Annotated in this window: 16 protein-coding genes; 5 read left to right on the top strand and 11 right to left on the bottom strand. The window is 73.5% G+C overall.

The window, feature by feature from the left end:
• Positions 1-13: 13 nt before the first annotated feature.
• The 4 genes from ACZ43H_RS05370 to ACZ43H_RS05355 all read right to left on the bottom strand — a co-directional run bounded on the left by ACZ43H_RS05370 (position 14) and on the right by ACZ43H_RS05355 (position 3,171).
• Positions 14-631 (bottom strand): signal peptidase I, encoded by a 618-nt coding sequence (locus ACZ43H_RS05370; RefSeq protein WP_464588357.1) that lies wholly within the window; start codon positions 629-631, stop codon positions 14-16.
• A gap of 79 nt (positions 632-710) precedes the next feature.
• Positions 711-1,325, bottom strand: coding sequence for a TasA family protein (locus tag ACZ43H_RS05365; protein ID WP_464588356.1), 615 nt, complete (start codon positions 1,323-1,325; stop codon positions 711-713).
• 280 nt (positions 1,326-1,605) lie between these two features.
• Positions 1,606-1,959 carry a hypothetical protein gene (locus ACZ43H_RS05360; protein ID WP_464588355.1) on the bottom strand — a complete coding sequence of 118 codons (354 nt, stop codon included), beginning with the start codon at positions 1,957-1,959 and terminating at the stop codon, positions 1,606-1,608.
• 120 nt (positions 1,960-2,079) lie between these two features.
• Positions 2,080-3,171, bottom strand: coding sequence for a threonine aldolase family protein (locus tag ACZ43H_RS05355; protein WP_464588353.1), 1,092 nt, complete (start codon positions 3,169-3,171; stop codon positions 2,080-2,082).
• A gap of 123 nt (positions 3,172-3,294) precedes the next feature.
• Here ACZ43H_RS05355 and ACZ43H_RS05350 point away from each other — a divergent pair, with 123 nt between their 5' ends.
• From ACZ43H_RS05350 to ACZ43H_RS05340, 3 genes are read left to right on the top strand one after another with little or no spacing between them, the layout of a single operon-like run.
• Positions 3,295-3,807, top strand: coding sequence for a DUF2231 domain-containing protein (locus tag ACZ43H_RS05350; RefSeq protein WP_464588351.1), 513 nt, complete (start codon positions 3,295-3,297; stop codon positions 3,805-3,807).
• 36 nt (positions 3,808-3,843) lie between these two features.
• Positions 3,844-4,506, top strand: coding sequence for a response regulator transcription factor (locus ACZ43H_RS05345; RefSeq protein ID WP_464588350.1), 663 nt, complete (start codon positions 3,844-3,846; stop codon positions 4,504-4,506).
• Positions 4,503-5,843, top strand: coding sequence for a HAMP domain-containing sensor histidine kinase (locus ACZ43H_RS05340; protein WP_464588348.1), 1,341 nt, complete (start codon positions 4,503-4,505; stop codon positions 5,841-5,843). Before ACZ43H_RS05345 ends, ACZ43H_RS05340 begins: the two co-directional genes overlap by 4 nt.
• 27 nt (positions 5,844-5,870) lie before the next feature.
• On the opposite strand, the gene ACZ43H_RS05335 is transcribed toward ACZ43H_RS05340, so the two are convergent.
• Together ACZ43H_RS05335 and ACZ43H_RS05330 are read right to left on the bottom strand one after the other, a co-directional pair.
• Complete coding sequence (locus ACZ43H_RS05335) at positions 5,871-6,653, bottom strand: isocitrate lyase/PEP mutase family protein (RefSeq protein ID WP_464588346.1); 783 nt, start codon at positions 6,651-6,653, stop codon at positions 5,871-5,873.
• A 69-nt stretch (positions 6,654-6,722) separates the two neighbouring features.
• Complete coding sequence (locus tag ACZ43H_RS05330; protein ID WP_464588344.1) at positions 6,723-7,211, bottom strand: GNAT family N-acetyltransferase; 489 nt, start codon at positions 7,209-7,211, stop codon at positions 6,723-6,725.
• Between the two features lie 127 nt (positions 7,212-7,338).
• On the opposite strand from ACZ43H_RS05330, the gene ACZ43H_RS05325 reads away from it, so the two are divergent.
• Both ACZ43H_RS05325 and ACZ43H_RS05320 read left to right on the top strand, forming a co-directional pair.
• On the top strand, positions 7,339-7,551 hold the full coding sequence (locus ACZ43H_RS05325; RefSeq protein WP_464588342.1) for a hypothetical protein: 213 nt from the start codon (positions 7,339-7,341) through the stop codon (positions 7,549-7,551).
• 120 nt (positions 7,552-7,671) lie between these two features.
• Positions 7,672-7,851, top strand: coding sequence for a hypothetical protein (locus ACZ43H_RS05320; RefSeq protein ID WP_379183486.1), 180 nt, complete (start codon positions 7,672-7,674; stop codon positions 7,849-7,851).
• A 1-nt stretch (position 7,852) separates the two neighbouring features.
• Here ACZ43H_RS05320 and ACZ43H_RS05315 read toward each other — a convergent pair whose 3' ends face one another.
• The 5 genes from ACZ43H_RS05315 to ACZ43H_RS05295 all read right to left on the bottom strand — a co-directional run bounded on the left by ACZ43H_RS05315 (position 7,853) and on the right by ACZ43H_RS05295 (position 14,254).
• Positions 7,853-9,262 carry an amidase family protein gene (locus ACZ43H_RS05315; protein ID WP_464588340.1) on the bottom strand — a complete coding sequence of 470 codons (1,410 nt, stop codon included), beginning with the start codon at positions 9,260-9,262 and terminating at the stop codon, positions 7,853-7,855.
• Positions 9,263-9,311: 49 nt separating this feature from the next.
• On the bottom strand, positions 9,312-10,181 hold the full coding sequence (locus ACZ43H_RS05310; RefSeq protein WP_464588338.1) for a hypothetical protein: 870 nt from the start codon (positions 10,179-10,181) through the stop codon (positions 9,312-9,314).
• Entirely contained in the window at positions 10,178-10,696 is a 519-nt protein-coding gene (locus ACZ43H_RS05305) for a SigE family RNA polymerase sigma factor (protein ID WP_464588336.1), read from the bottom strand. The genes ACZ43H_RS05310 and ACZ43H_RS05305 overlap by 4 nt, the downstream gene beginning before the upstream one ends.
• A gap of 221 nt (positions 10,697-10,917) precedes the next feature.
• Positions 10,918-11,241 (bottom strand): hypothetical protein, encoded by a 324-nt coding sequence (locus ACZ43H_RS05300; RefSeq protein WP_464588335.1) that lies wholly within the window; start codon positions 11,239-11,241, stop codon positions 10,918-10,920.
• A gap of 37 nt (positions 11,242-11,278) precedes the next feature.
• Entirely contained in the window at positions 11,279-14,254 is a 2,976-nt protein-coding gene (locus ACZ43H_RS05295) for a bifunctional [glutamine synthetase] adenylyltransferase/[glutamine synthetase]-adenylyl-L-tyrosine phosphorylase (RefSeq protein WP_464588333.1), read from the bottom strand.
• Between the last annotated feature and the right edge of the window lie 8 nt (positions 14,255-14,262).

Below are 14,262 nucleotides of genomic sequence, written 5' to 3'. Positions count from 1 at the left end.
ACGTTGCTCGGGATCATGCTGAGAGCCGGTCCGCGTCGGAGTCGTCCTCGTCGTCCGACCCGCCCCAGATCAGCGACAGGCCGAGCAGCAGCAGCCCCGCCACCGAGATCCAGAAGACCCCGTGCCGGACCGCCGGGTCACGCAGCACCCGGATGGCGGACCCGAGCTTCGGGACGACCGCCTTCCTCTCCCAGACGGTGTCCCCCTGCAGGGTCGCCGTCCACGGGTCGACCCCGGGGTTGTTGTCGCCCTTGGTGCGGAACGTGATGCTGCCGTCCTCGCCGCGGACAACCTTGGTCACCCGGTGGGTCTCGACGCGGTGGTCCTCGATCGGGATGTGGTAGCTGATCACGTCGCCGACCCGCAGGTCGGCCGCCGGCTCGGGCACGGTGACGACGACGTCGCCGGGCATGATGCCCGGCTCCATGCTGCCCGTGAGCATCGTCGCGGTGCGGTAGCCGAGCACGTGCGGCCCCACGGCCAGCAGCAGGAACACGAGCAGGCAGCCGACCAGGAGGCCGTTGACCAGCACGGCCCGGACCACCCGGAGGACGCGACCCACGCGGCGTACGCCGTCGGCTGCGCTCGCACCCGGGCGGAGAGTGCCCGGGCTGGGTGCGGCGAGGCTCATCATCGGCTCCTGCTCGGTCGGGACGGGAAAGGCCCGTGTGGCCGCCACGGGGGTTGGACGGCCACACGGGGGTCTGGGATCAGCGGTTCTCGGCGGCCCGCTGGGTGGCGTCGAACGTGAACGTGATCGTGTTCGCGAGGCCCTGGAAGGTGTTGCCGGCACTGGTCGGCAGCGTCAGCATCAGCCGCAGGTTCGACGCGGCCGCCGCCGAGTTCATCGTCGCGGTCGCCGCACCCAGGTCCAGGGCGCTGCCCACGACCGCGCGGCTCGCCACGATGCCGGTGGTGGTGCCCGAGCAGGTCAGCGACCCGTCCGCGGCCTTGACCCACGCCACCGAGCACTGGTCCACCTTGAGCTGCAGACCGTTGGTCGCGTCGCTGGAGAGCACGTTGGCGGTGCCGGCTGTCGTGGTCAGCAGCACCGACCCGAACTTCTCGGTGTCGCTGCTGCGGGTCAACGTCACGGACCGCTGCACCGTGTCACCGGGCACCAGGTCCACCGCCGCCACCGTGGTGCCGGCCGACGCGTGCTGGGTGAGCCCCAGGTCCACCTTGCCGGTGGCCACCGACTGGTCGGCGGCCGTGGTGTCGGAGAACGAGCCGAAGGTCCCGAGCCCCGCCACCGAGGCGGCGCCGCCGACCAGCACGACGGAGGCGAAGATCTTGACGGCGGTCTTGCGAGACGAAGTACGCATGGCACTGATTCCTTCGATGAGGACCAGCACTTCCTCAGCAGCTGGTCGGGCTCGGGTGATGACCAGAACTCTGGCTCCCGCACCTCAAGGCACCACCCGACGATCCCCCGTCCTTTGCGCAAGAGTCACGCAACCGCCGATCCCTCCCTGAGGGCTTTCTTGAGCCCCGCGTGTGGCGCCGGGAACGCGCAGGTCCCCACCCCGGACGCGGTCCGGGATGGGGACGGAGGCCCCGCGCGGGCAGTGACAGGGGATGCCCGCGCGGGGACGTAGGGGTGGCTCAGCCGGCCAGGTAGGCGCCCAGCGCCCTGTCGGCGCGCACGGCGGCAGGCCAGAGGCGGGAGGCGGACAGCCGGGCCGCCGTGACGTCCTGGCGGCGCACGTCGTCCTCGACCCGGTGGGCGAGGTCGGCGAGCTCGCAGGTGCCGACCGTCACGGAGGCGACCTTGAGGCTCAGCACCGCGTCGAGCGCCGCCTCGACGTCGACCTGCTGCAGCGCGGTGGTGATCCGTGCGATCCGGCCGATGAGCATCTGCCGGTAGCGGCTGGCGAACATCCAGGCGAACGCCCGGTCGTCGACCTCGAGCGAAATACGGCGCAACGCCGTCTCGTCGAAGGTCGCGACGTCGATCATGCGCACTCCTGCACGGTTGGCTCCCCCTGGTCGAACCAGCCTCTCGAAGCCATCTCAAGGCTCGGTCGGAGGTTCCCTCAAGGATTCCGCAAGGCTGGCTCGTCCGGGGGGCGGCCGTGGTCAGAGTCCGGCGATCTCCGCGAACCAGGCGGCCACCTGCGCCGGGTCGTGGTCCAGTGCCGCGTCGTAGCAGGCCATCTCGGTCCTCGACGTGCCCGGCACGCCGGTCGCCGTCCACTGCCCGCACGGCTGGACCTTCTCGCGCTCCATGAAGACGGCCAGCCGTTCCTGGACCTCCGGCACCGGGGAGTCCGCGAAGACCTCGAAGGTGTTGGTGTGCGGCGGGTCGGGGTTCACCCGCAGGCCGACCTCGACCAGCTCACCCGCGAGGGACCGCGCCCACGCGGCGTACTCCCCCATCCGCGGCAGCCGGTCGCGCAGGCCGAGCAGCGCGGGCACGGCGTACGGCGTCAGCTGGTGCAGGCGGCCGCCCATCCGCTGCCGCCACGACCGCAGCTCGTCCAGCGCGTCCTGCTCCCCCACGACCGCCGCGCCGGCCGGCGCGCCGAGGCCCTTGTAGAACGACACGTACACGCTGTCGAAGAGCGCCGTGATCTCGGGGAGCGGCCGGTCGTAGAACGGCTGGGACTCCCACAGCCGGGCGCCGTCTGCGTGCAGCGGGACGCCGCGCTCCCGCGCCGCTTCCGACAGGGCGACCAGGTCGTCCCAGGAGGGCAGTCGGCAGCCCGCGTCCCGCAGGGGCAGCTCGACCAGCGCGGCGCCCAGCACCCCGGGCAGGGCGCGGAGGTCGTCGGCGGTCGCCGTCTCCGGCCCCTCGGTGAGGTGCTCGAAGCGCAGGTCGTGGAGCAGCCGCGGCCCGTCGGCCTCGTGCCGCAGCAGGTGCGAGAGGTCCGGGACGGCAACCCTGCGCGACCCGCGGCGGTCGCACCAGACCCGCAGCACGGCCTGCTGGGCCATGGTCCCGCTCACGAAGAAGACCGCGGCCGGCTTGCCGAGCGTCTCGGCCACCTCCGCCTCGAGCCGCTCGACGGCGCCACCGTCGCCGTACCGGTCCCACTCCTCGACGCCGAGCTCCTCGCAGCCGGCGGCCAGGGCGGCGAAGACCTCGCCGGGAGCCCGACGGCGGTGCCAGACCGCCGCGTCGGTGCAGGCACGGGCGGCGTCACGGATGCGGTCGTCCAGGTCGGTCACGGCGTCACCCTCCCCTGCCTCCGGCCCGCCCGGCAAGGCGATTCCCGCGCGTCACGGCACAGTCAGGTTGCTTGCAGGTAGCGTCGGCAACGATGTGGGCTCGACCCAGTGTGAGGAGACTCCGTGTTCGACCTGATCAACGGCCTGCCCATCCATCCTCTTGTCGTGCACGCGGTCGTCGTGCTGCTGCCGCTCGCAGCGCTCGGCACCATCGCGATCGCGGTCCGGCCCGGCTGGCGGCACCGCTACGGGCCTCTCGTCGTGGCGGCTGCGGCGCTCTCCGCGATCCTGACGCCGATCGCGACGTCGAGCGGCGAGGCGCTCGAGAAGCACGTCGGCAACCCCGGTGACCACGCCGAGCTGGGCGACCAGCTGATCTGGTTCGAGATCCCGCTGCTGGTGCTGGCCCTGGCGCTCGTCTGGTTCGACCGGCGCCACCGCGCCACCGACTCCGGCTCGGCCTCCGACTCGAAGGCGGTCTCCCCCACCGCCGTCAAGGTCGTGGCCGCCCTGGCCGTGGTCGCCGCGCTGGCGACCAGCGTGCAGGTCTACCGGGTCGGCGACTCGGGGGCACGCGCCGCTTGGGGCGACCAGGTGTCGTCCTCCTCCAGCGCCGGGGACGGCGACGGCGACTGACCCGCGGCCGCTGCGCGCCGTACGACGAGGAGGACCGTGGTCACCGTAGGGATCTGCGAGGACGACCCCGCGATCCGGCGCGTCGTCGTGCAGGCCCTCGAGCTGAGCGGCCACGCGGTCCTCACGGCCCACAACGGCTCGGAGGCGCTCCAGCGTTTCGGCGCGGAGGCGGAGCTCGACGCGATCGTGCTGGACATCGGCCTCCCCGATGCGGACGGCCGCGACGTGTGCCAGGCGCTGCGGTCGGCCGGCCAGTCCTGCCCGGTGCTCTTCCTGACAGCCCTCGGCGCCGTGCACGACCGTCTCTCCGGCTTCAGCGCCGGCGCCGACGACTACCTGCCCAAGCCCTTCGACGTGAAGGAGCTCATCGCGCGGGTCGAGGCGCTGGCGCGGCGCGGTCGCCCGGCCGCGCCGCCCGTCGGCGACCTGGTCCTGGACCCGGCGCGCCACTCCCTGCGGCACGGTGACGCCGAGGTCATGCTCACTCCCACGGAGTTCCGGATGCTCGCCGCGATCACGTCGCGGCCGGGCGAGGTCGTCCGCCGGCAGACCGTGGTCGCGGCGGCGTGGCCGGACGGCGCCCAGGTCAGCGAGAACACCGTCGACTCCTACGTCCGGCGGATCCGGGCGAAGCTCCGCGACCTCGACACCACGGTGACGCTGCGCACCGTGCGCGGCGTCGGGTTCACGCTGCGGTGAGGGCCCCGCGCTGGCTGTCGACCAGCTTCCGCTCCCAGCTCGTCCTCACCACCATGCTGCTCACCGGCGTGGGCATGCTGCTGGTGACCCTGGGCCTGCAGCTGATCCTGCACCGGATCATCGAGGGCAACCTGGACCAGGTCCTGCACGACCGCGCCTCCTCGGTGGTGGCCGCGGTCGACACCGCCTCCGGCACCCAGCTCACCGTGCCCGACGGCGTCGTGGAGCCCGGCGTCCAGGTGTACGACGACAGCGGCCACGCCGTCGCCGGCTCCACGTGGGCCCGGCTGCGACCGCAGATGACCGAGCTGTCGCGGGTCAGCAAGCCCCGCACCCTCGACGTCGGTGAGGAGTACCGGCTCTACGCCCGCCCGTTCGACACCGGCTCCGGAGCGCGCGGCGTGGTGGTCGTCAGCGAGTCCCGGCACGCCTACGAGGAGGCCGAGCTCTACATCCTGCTGACCAGCCTGGCCGTCGGGATCATCGTGGTCCTCGCGGTCGGCGGCGTGGCCCGCTGGGTCACCGCCCGGGCGCTGGCCCCGGTCGGCCAGATGGCCGAGCGGGCCACCGACTGGAGCGAGCACGATCTCGGACGGCGCTTCGAGCTCGGCCCGCCCACCAACGAGATCTCGGCCCTCGGCGCCACCCTCGACGGATTGCTGGAACGCGTCGCCATGACGATCCGCGCCGAGCAGCGGCTCACCGCCGAGCTCGCGCACGAGCTCCGCACGCCCCTGGCCGCGATCCAGGGCTCCGCGGACCTCGCGCTGATGCGCGACGGCCTGACCGACGAGGCCCGCCTGGACCTCGAGCAGATCGCGGCCTCCTCCCGGGTGATGGCCGAGACGATCACCACGTTGCTGGAGCTGGCACGCACCGCGGGCGACGCGGCCGGGTCGGCGACGTGCCGCCTCGCGGAGGTGGTGGAGGCGGTGACGCCCCTGGTCCCCGACCCCCTGCAGCTCGACGACCGGGTGCTCGTCGACGGGGCCGGCGGTGTACGCATCGCCGCACCCCGCGACCTGGTGGTGCGCGCGGTCTCCCCCGTGGTGGAGAACGCCGTGCGGCACGCACGGTCCCGGGTCTGCCTCGAGGCGGTCGTCTCCGCCTCCTCGGTGGACCTGCGGGTCCGCGACGACGGGCCGGGCGTCGACGACTCGGTCCGGGACCGGTTGTTCGCCCCCGGTGCTGTGGGCCCGGGCGGCGGGACCGGTCTGGGCCTCGGCATCGCGCGCCGCGTCGCCCGGTCGGTCGGCGGCGACGTCGACCTCGCGGATGCCGCGCTCGGGGAGGGTGGCGAGGGAGCCGTCTTCGTGGTCCGGCTCCCCCGCCTGTGACGCCCCCGCGGGGGCGACGCCCGCGGCTCAGTTCAGGATGCGCATCGTGGACGGGATCCCGCCGCCGCGGTGCACGTCCTCGACCAGCTCCTGGAGTGCGGTGAGCGCGACGTTCTGCGCCATCGGGCCGTAGGAGACCCGCGCGACACCGAGCTCCTCGAGGCGCGCCAGCGGCGGGACCCCCGGGATGCCGATCATGGTGAGCCGCTGCGGGCCGAAGGCGTCGACGAGGGTCGCCACCTGCTCCTCGTCGAGCCGCGCCGGCACGAAGACCACCGGGGCACCGGCGTCGAGGTAGGCCTTGCCCCGCTCGATCGCGGTCGCGAGGTTCTCCGCCGGGTCCTTGTCGCGGCCGAGGTGGAACGCGTCGGTGCGGGCGTTGAGCACGAAGTCGACGCCCTCCTGCTGGGCGACCTTCATGATCTTCTCGACATTGGCCGCGGCCTCGGCGAGCGGCCGCATCTGGTCCTCGATGTTGGCGCCGACGACGCCGAGCCCGATGGCGCGGCGGACCGTCTCGGCGGGGTCGCCGTACCCACCCTCGAGGTCGGCCGTCACGGGCTTGTCGGTGGCCGTCACGATGCGACCGACCGCCTCGAGCATCAGGTCCAGCGGGATGTTCTCGCCGTCGGGGTAGCCGTAGCTCGCGGCGATCGAGTGGCTCGCGGTCGCCAGGGCGGTGGTGCCCTCGACGGAGGCGACGGTGGTGGCGCTGACGACGTCCCAGACGTTGACGACGGTCAGCAGCTTCGGGTCACGGTGGAGGCGCAGCAGCTCGGCGCCGCGGTCGATGGTTGCTTGGTCTGCCATGTCCCGAATCTAGCCATGCCCGGGCAACCGGCGCCGGCGCCGACCCTCTGGCTGTGCGGTGCGCGGACGTCACGCCTCCAGCACGAAGACGAGCTCCTCGACGCCGTCGTCGGACGCGGGTGCCTGCGCCTCCAGCGCGCGATCGCGCCGGAAGCCGCACTTGTCCAGGACGCGGATCGAGCCCGCGTTGTGCGCCGCGACATGGGCGTACAACGGCCGGATCGACACCTCGTCCACGAACAGGGCGAGTGCCTGGGTCGCGACACCACGGCCCCACCACTCGCGCCCGACCCAGTAGCCGAGCAGCTGCTGCCCGTCCTGCTGCCAGCTCCCCAGGTTCCCCGCCACCAGGCCGTCGGCCACGATGGTGCGGGTCACCAGGGACTCGTCGGTGCGGAGCCTCGCCCAGTGCTGCGCGAACTGATCCTTGTCACGAGCGGGGAACGCCGCCATCTCGACGGCCTCCGGATCCGCCTGGTGGACGAAGAACACCTCGAGGTCCTGGTCCTCGACACCCCGCAGACGCACCGCGGGTCTCACGTCGTGGGTTCCGGTCATGTCCAGTCACTCCTCGCCTCGGTCCTTGCGTCGACCTCGTGGGTGAGCGCCTCACCGCCAGGCACCCACGCCTCGACACCCTCACTGTTCCACCGACGACCGACCGAGACATGGGCATACTCGCGGCATGACCGACCAGTCCGACCACGCGGACAGCCTGAAGCCATTCCTCTATGCCCTCGGCGGCACCGTGCTGCTGGCGATCGGCGGCATGCTCTTCGAGAATCTCGACGAGGACCGCGAGGTCTTCATGGTGCTCACCATCGCGTTCGCTGCCCCGGGCCTGTACCTGCTCATCGCCGGCGCGGTCGCGCGCGGGATCTTCGCAGCTCGTCGCTAGGCGTCGCGCGGCCGCTCACGCCCTGCGCCCGGTGGTCCCCCGCGCAGCGGCCATGCGGCCCTGACGTCCCGCACCGAGCGGCACCACGATGGGCCACGAGGCTCGTCGAGAGGGGACACCATGGGCAACAACACCGGGGCGGCGGCGGGCGGCGGCGCGCTCTACGGGCTCGGCATCTTCGGCGCCTGGGTCTACTTCTGGCAGCAGGCGGACCGCTTCTGGGAGTACGCCTACGCCATCTTCCAGGGGATCTTCTGGCCCGCCTACATGGTCTACGACGCCTTCTCGAAGCTGAACTGACTCATACGAAGGTCGGGAACGTCGGCTCCGGCAGCGGACCGGACGACCGGTCCCGGGCCAGCTCGTAGCCGTGCGCGATCTCGACGAGCGTCGCCTCGCTGCCCGCGGCACCCCAGAACGAGACCGCCACCGGGAGGCCGGCCGCGAGCTCGGTGGGCACCGTGAGCAGCGGGTAGCCCGCCAGCGCCGACGGACCCGTGCAGGAGCCGGGGAAGGCCTCCGGGTTCACCAGGTCGATCGGGTTCGCCGGGGCGTACGACGGCGTGACCAGCGCGTCCAGCCGGTGCTCGCGCAGCACCCGGTCGATGCCGTCCTCGCGCGACGCGGCGACGCAGCGGGCGCGGGCCGCGGCGTACTCCGGCGAGCCGTCCTGCGGGCCGGCCAGCGCCTTCTCGAAGAGCCCCTGCCCGAAGTGTGCGAGCTCCCGGTCGGCGTGGTCGCGGTTGAACTGCACGACCTCCTCGAGCGAGCGCGGCACGTCACCGGGCCGGGTGGCGAGGTACTCCCCGAGGCCGGACCGGAGCTCGGCGAGCAGGACCAGCAGCTCGTCCTCCCACAGCGAGGGCTCGTACGCCGGCAGGTCGGTGTGGTCGACGATCGTCGCTCCCCCGGCCGCGAGCAGGGAGACCGCGCGCTCCGCGGCGGCGTCCGCGTGCGGCGAGTAGCCCCAGTAGGTCGCTCGCGGCACGCCGATCCGCTTCCCCTCCAGCCGGCCGGGGACCGCGTGGGCGGCGTAGGCGACCCCGTCGCCGGCCAGCACCGACAGCAGCGCGGCGGCGTCACGCACCGTCCGCGCCATCGGGCCGGGCGCGTCCTGGGACCGCGAGATCGGCACCACGCCGGCCGTGGGGACCAGCCCGACCGTCGGCTTGATGCCGACGCAGCCGTTGAAGGCCGCCGGGCAGGTGATCGAGCCGTCGGTCTCGGTGCCGATCGCGAACGGCGCCAGCCCGGCCGCGACCGCCGCGCCGCTGCCCGAGCTGGACCCGCCCGCGGAGCGGTTCAGGGCGTAGGGGTTGCGGGTCAGACCGCCGTAGGCGCTCCAGCCCGACGCCGACGACTCGTCACGGATGTTGGCCCACTCCGAGAGGTTGGTCTTGCCCAGGACGACCATCCCGGCCTCCCGCAGCCGGCGGACAAGGGCAGCGTCCGCGCCCGGGGGCGGCGCGTCGGCCAGCGCCAGCGACCCCGCGGTCGTGGGCAGGTCGTGGGTGTCCACGTTGTCCTTGACCAGCACCGCGCGCCCGTGCAGCGGACCACGTCCTCCTCCCTGCGCCGCCTCCCGGTCGAGGCGCGAGGCCTCCTCGAGTGCGTCCGGGGCGAGCGTGCACACCGCGTTGGTGTCGACGTCGAGGGTGGCGATCCGGTCGAGGAGCAGCTCGACGGACTCGCGGGAGGCGTGGTGGGACATGCACCGATCCTGCCGCACGTCGCAGCGAACCTGCCGTACGTCACAGGGATCAGCGGCTGCGGACGAAGTCGAGGGACGCCAGCATGCGGTCCAGCTGCCGACGCACCGGATCGGTGGCAGCCCCGGAGCGAGTCGCGTCGACCACCATCCGGAGCCCGTCGACGTCGAGGATCCAGATCCGGTGGACCTGTCCCGGGGCGAAGTACCCGTCCGGCCGGCCGCCGGGCGTCTGCCAGCTGTCGAGGAAGAAGGCCGGTCCCACGTTGGTGCCGGCGCCTCCGCTTCCGGGCGCCTCGCGTCGTGCCGGACAGTCCCGCCTGCGCAGGTCGGTCGGCACGGTCTGCTCGAGGTAGAGCCCGTCGTACCCGTCGAGACGGACCGGAGCGGGATCGGTGGGCCGCAGCAGCGCCTGGCCGGCCAGCGCCTCGGCGAGGTCGTGCACCGTGCTGCCCGGATCCACGACGTCGCTGCTCTGGCACGGCCTGGGGTTCACTGCGCCGACTGTCCACAGGGACAGGCTCGGTCCCTCGCCCAGGGTGCCGCGGTAGACGTACGAGCCGTCCACCACGTCGTAGCCGGGGGGCACGTCGATCACCGCCGAGACGGGCCGGTCCCCGAAGGCAACCGTGTACGGCCCTCCCGGCAGGGCGCCCGAGGCTCCTGCGGCGCCCGGCTCCGGCTGTGCACGCCCGCTCGTGCGGTCCGACGGCCCCACGGCGCGGCCATCCCGGCCGTGGACCGTCGCGGTCACCGCGCCGCCGACGGCCAGCAGGCCGGCGAGTGCGGACGCAGCCAAGGCCCTGCGACGACGGGCCCGCCGGCGGGCACCGGCCCGGATGCTCGCCGGAGCCATCTCCGGCACGGGGACGTCCTGGACCCACTCCGTGACCGAGGCGGCAACGAGCTCTTCGACATTCATCGGGACTCCTCACCCATCAGGGACTCGCGCGGCCCGAGGCGCTCCCTCAGGTGCGCCAGTGCCGCCGACGACTGGGACTTGACCGTCCCGGGCCTGATGCCCAGCACCTCGGCGATCTCCTGCTCCGACAGGCCCTCGTAGTAGCGCAGCACGACCACCGCCCTCTGGCGCGGCGGCAGCTGTCCGAGGCACTGCCACACGACCTCACTGGTCACGACCCCGTCCTCGTGCGACGGGACCTGCTGCTCGGGTGGGGATGCCGTCACGCGCTCGGCTCGCCAGAACTTGCGCCGCCGCCAGTCGAACAGCTGGTTGATCACCATGCGCCGCACGTAGGCCTCGGGGTTGTCGGCGGCCCGCACCCGCCGCCAGGCCAGGCAGGCCGAGGTGAGCGCCGCCTGGACCGCGTCCTCCGCGAGGGCCACGTCTCCACACACCGCGTAGGCGGCACGGAAGAGTCGGGGCGTCGAAGCCACCACGAACTCCTCGAAGTCCGCCTCGTCACGTGCGCGCATGACCGCCGCCTTGGTCTGGTCCACCCTCTACAACTGGGACGGGTCGGACACCGCCGCCGGTTCGTCCGGGCGGCTAAGTCGGCCAGGGCGCAGGCGGCCCGCCGGTCACCTCCGCGTGCGTCGGCTCAGCACCCACACGAGGATCCCCAGCACGATGATGATGAGGAGGAGCTCCGGCCAGCCGATCCCGAACATGAGCCGACCCTACGCCCGCGCGCCGATCAGGGGCGCGGCTCGAGCACACCGAGGACCCGGTGCCGAGGGGTCCAGCCGTTGACCGGTCCGTTGTCGCCGGCGACGTGTACCTCGTCGACCCGCTCGTGGGTGGCCCGGTGCAGCCAGAACCGCCCGCGGACGTCCGCGAGGACGATCCTGCCCTCGAGCGGCTCGTCGGCCCGCACCGGCCGCAGGTGGACCCGCTGCACCGCCCGCACGGCGGGCGTCATCGACGTGCCGAGGGCGACGAACCAGGTGGTCCGGCCCGCCGCGAGCTCGTCGGCCGCGCGCCGCATCACCCGCTGGCTGGCCAGCCTCATGTCGAGCACCCGGCGATGCTAGGTCGTCCGCGTCGCGGCCGCGGGACTATCCCCAGAAGACCTTGTCCACGACCGCTCGCGCGTGCCGGGTGATCCGCAGGTAGTCGTTGACCATCGTGTCCGAGGCGCCGGGCGGGTAGCCGAGGATGGTGGCGACGGCCGCCTTCTCCCGCGGGTCGCGCGGCAGGTTGTCCCCCGGCTTCCCGCGCACCAGCGTCACCGCGTTGCGGATGCGGCTCACCGTGCGCCACGCGTGCGCCAGCTCGGCCGCGTCGTCGTCCTCGACCAGCCCCGCGGACCGGGCGGCGTCGAGCGCCTCGAGGGTGCGGGACGTGCGCAGGCCGGGCACCTGCCCGGCGTACTGCATCTGCAGCAGCTGGACCGTCCACTCGATGTCGGCGAGCCCCCCGCGCCCGAGCTTGAGGTGGGTGTGCGGGTCCGCGCCGCGCGGCAGCCGCTCCTCGTCGACACGCGCCTTGATGCGGCGTACCTCCACCACGTCGTCCGCACTGATCCCCTCGGTCGGGTAGCGCAGCGGGTCGACCAGCTCCTCGAACCGCCGCCGCAGCTCGAGGTCACCGACGACGGCGTCCGCGCGCAGCAGCGCCTGGGCCTCCCAGACCTTCGACCACTTGGCGTAGTAGGCCGCGTAGGAGTCCAGGGTCCGCACCAGCGCCCCCTGCTTGCCCTCGGGCCGCAGGTCGGCGTCGACCTCCAGCGCGGGGTCGGCCCCGGGGAGGGAGAGCAGGCGGCGCAGCTCGTTGGCGACGGCCTGGGCATACGACGAAGCGACCTGCGGGTCGGCGCCCGGCTCCGGATCGTGCACGAACAGGACGTCGGCGTCGCTGCCGTAGGACAGCTCGAAGCCGCCGTAGCGGCCCATCGCCACCAGCGCCATCCGGGTGGGCGCGTCCTCGAAGCCGCGCTGCATTCGCACCGAGCGCCCGGCGACCCCCAGCGTCGCCTCCAGCGTGGCGTCGGTCAGCCGCGACAGGCCGGCCCCCACGTCGGCCACGTCGATCAGCCCGAGCAGGTCGCCGCTGGCGATCCGGAAGAGCTCGCGGCGCCGGATCGCCCGCACCGCCCGGACCGCCTTCTCGGGGTCGACCTGTCGTCCGGCGGACGCGAGCATCTCCTCGGTCAGCGCCTCGGCGGTCAGCGGCACCAGGTCCTCGCCGAGCATCCGCACGCCCTGCGGCTCCCGCTCGAGCAGGCTGGTGGCGTAGCGGGACGTGGCCAGCAACCGGGCCAGCCGCTCGGCGACCTCGCCCTCGTCGCGCAGCGTCTTGAGGTACCACGGGGTGTCCCCCAGGGACTCGCTGATCCGGCGGAACCCGAACAGCCCGGCGTCGGGGTCGGGGGCGTCGGCGAACCACTCGAGCATGGCGGGCAGCAGCGTGCGCTGGATGTTGGCGCTGCGCGAGACCCCGCTGGTGAGCGCCTCGAGGTGCCGCAGCGCGGCCTTCGGGTCCAGGTAGCCCAGGGCGGCGAGCCGCTCCCCCGCCGCCTCCAGGGAGAGCCGGGCCTCGGTGCCGGGGATCTTGGCGACCGCGGCGAGCAGCGGGCGGTAGAAGAGCTTCTCGTGCAGCCGGCGCACCTCCCGCCGGTGGTGCTGCCAGACCTTCTCGAGCGTGCCGACCGGGTCCTTGAACATCCCCATGCTGCGGCCGAGCCGCCGCAGGGACGCCTCGTCCTCGGGCACCACGTGGGTGCGCCGCAGGCCGAAGAGCTGGATCCGGTGCTCGAGCGTGCGCAGGAAGCAGTACGCCTCGTGCAGCGCCTCGCCGTCCTCGCGACCGACGTACCCGCCGCGGGTCAGCTCGGCGAGCGCGCTGAGCGTGGTGGGCGGCCGGATGCTCTCGTCGGCGCGACCGTGCACCAGCTGCAGCAGCTGCACCGCGAACTCCACGTCGCGCAGGCCGCCCGAGCCCAGCTTCAGCTGACGCTCGGCCTCCCGGGGCGGGATGTTGTCGAGCACCCGCCGGCGCATCGCCTGCGTGTCGCCGACGAAGCCGTCGCGCTCGGCGGCGGTCCACACCATCGGGGAGACGATCGCGAGGTACTCCCGGCCCAGGGCGAGGTCACCGGCCACCGGCCTGGCCTTGAGCAGCGCCTGGAACTCCCACGTCTTGGCCCACCGCTCGTAGTACCCACGGTGGCTGGCGAGAGTCCGGACCAGCGGCCCCGCCTTGCCCTCGGGGCGCAGCGCCGCGTCGACGGGCCAGATGGTGCCCTCGCCGGTGTGGTCGGAGCAGACCTGCATGAGGTGGCTGGCGAGCTGGGTCGCGGCGCGCGTTGCCGCGTTCTCCGCCGCCCCCTCGACCGGCTCGAAGACGAACACGACGTCGACGTCGGAGACGTAGTTGAGCTCGTGGCCCCCGCACTTGCCCATCGCGACCACCGCGAGCCGGGCCAGCGCCGCGTCCGCTCCGACACGCTGCCGGGCGATGGCGAGGGCCGCTTCCAGCGTGCCGGCGGCGAGGTCGGAGAGCTCGGCGGCCGCGTCGTCCAACCCGAGGTCGTGGGCCAGGTCGCGCGCGGCGAGGCGCAGCAGCAGCCGGCGGTACTCCACCCGGAGCACGTCCAGCGCCCGCTCGTCGGGGAGGGTCGCGGTGGGTGACGGGGCGTCGGGGTCGGCGCCCACGGCGCGCAGCAGGTGCGCGCGCAGGGCGTACGCCGCGGGCCGGGTCGACCCCAGCTCGGGGTCGGTGAGCTCGCGCCACTGCTCCGGGTGACGGACCAGGTGGTCACCGAGCGCCTCGCTCGCGCCGAGCACGCACAGCAGCCGCATGGCCGTGCCCTCGTCGTCGACCAGCTCGTCCAGCAGCGCCTCGCGGTCCGGGGCGGCCTCGGCCAGCCGGGCCAGGGAGACGACCGCGAGGTCGGGGTCGGCCGTGCGGGACAGCAGCGCGACCAACGGCTCGGCGGCCGCCCCCAGATCGGCCAACGACGCCAGCGAGGCGTCGACGTCCTGGAACCCCAGCCGCAGCAGCGAGCCCTTGCCGGTGGCCGGCCTGCTCATCGGTCGCC

This window comes from Nocardioides sp. DN36, from assembly GCF_055380375.1.
Note: the sequence above shows the minus strand (reverse complement) of the source record. Positions and strands in the feature narration are given on the sequence as shown.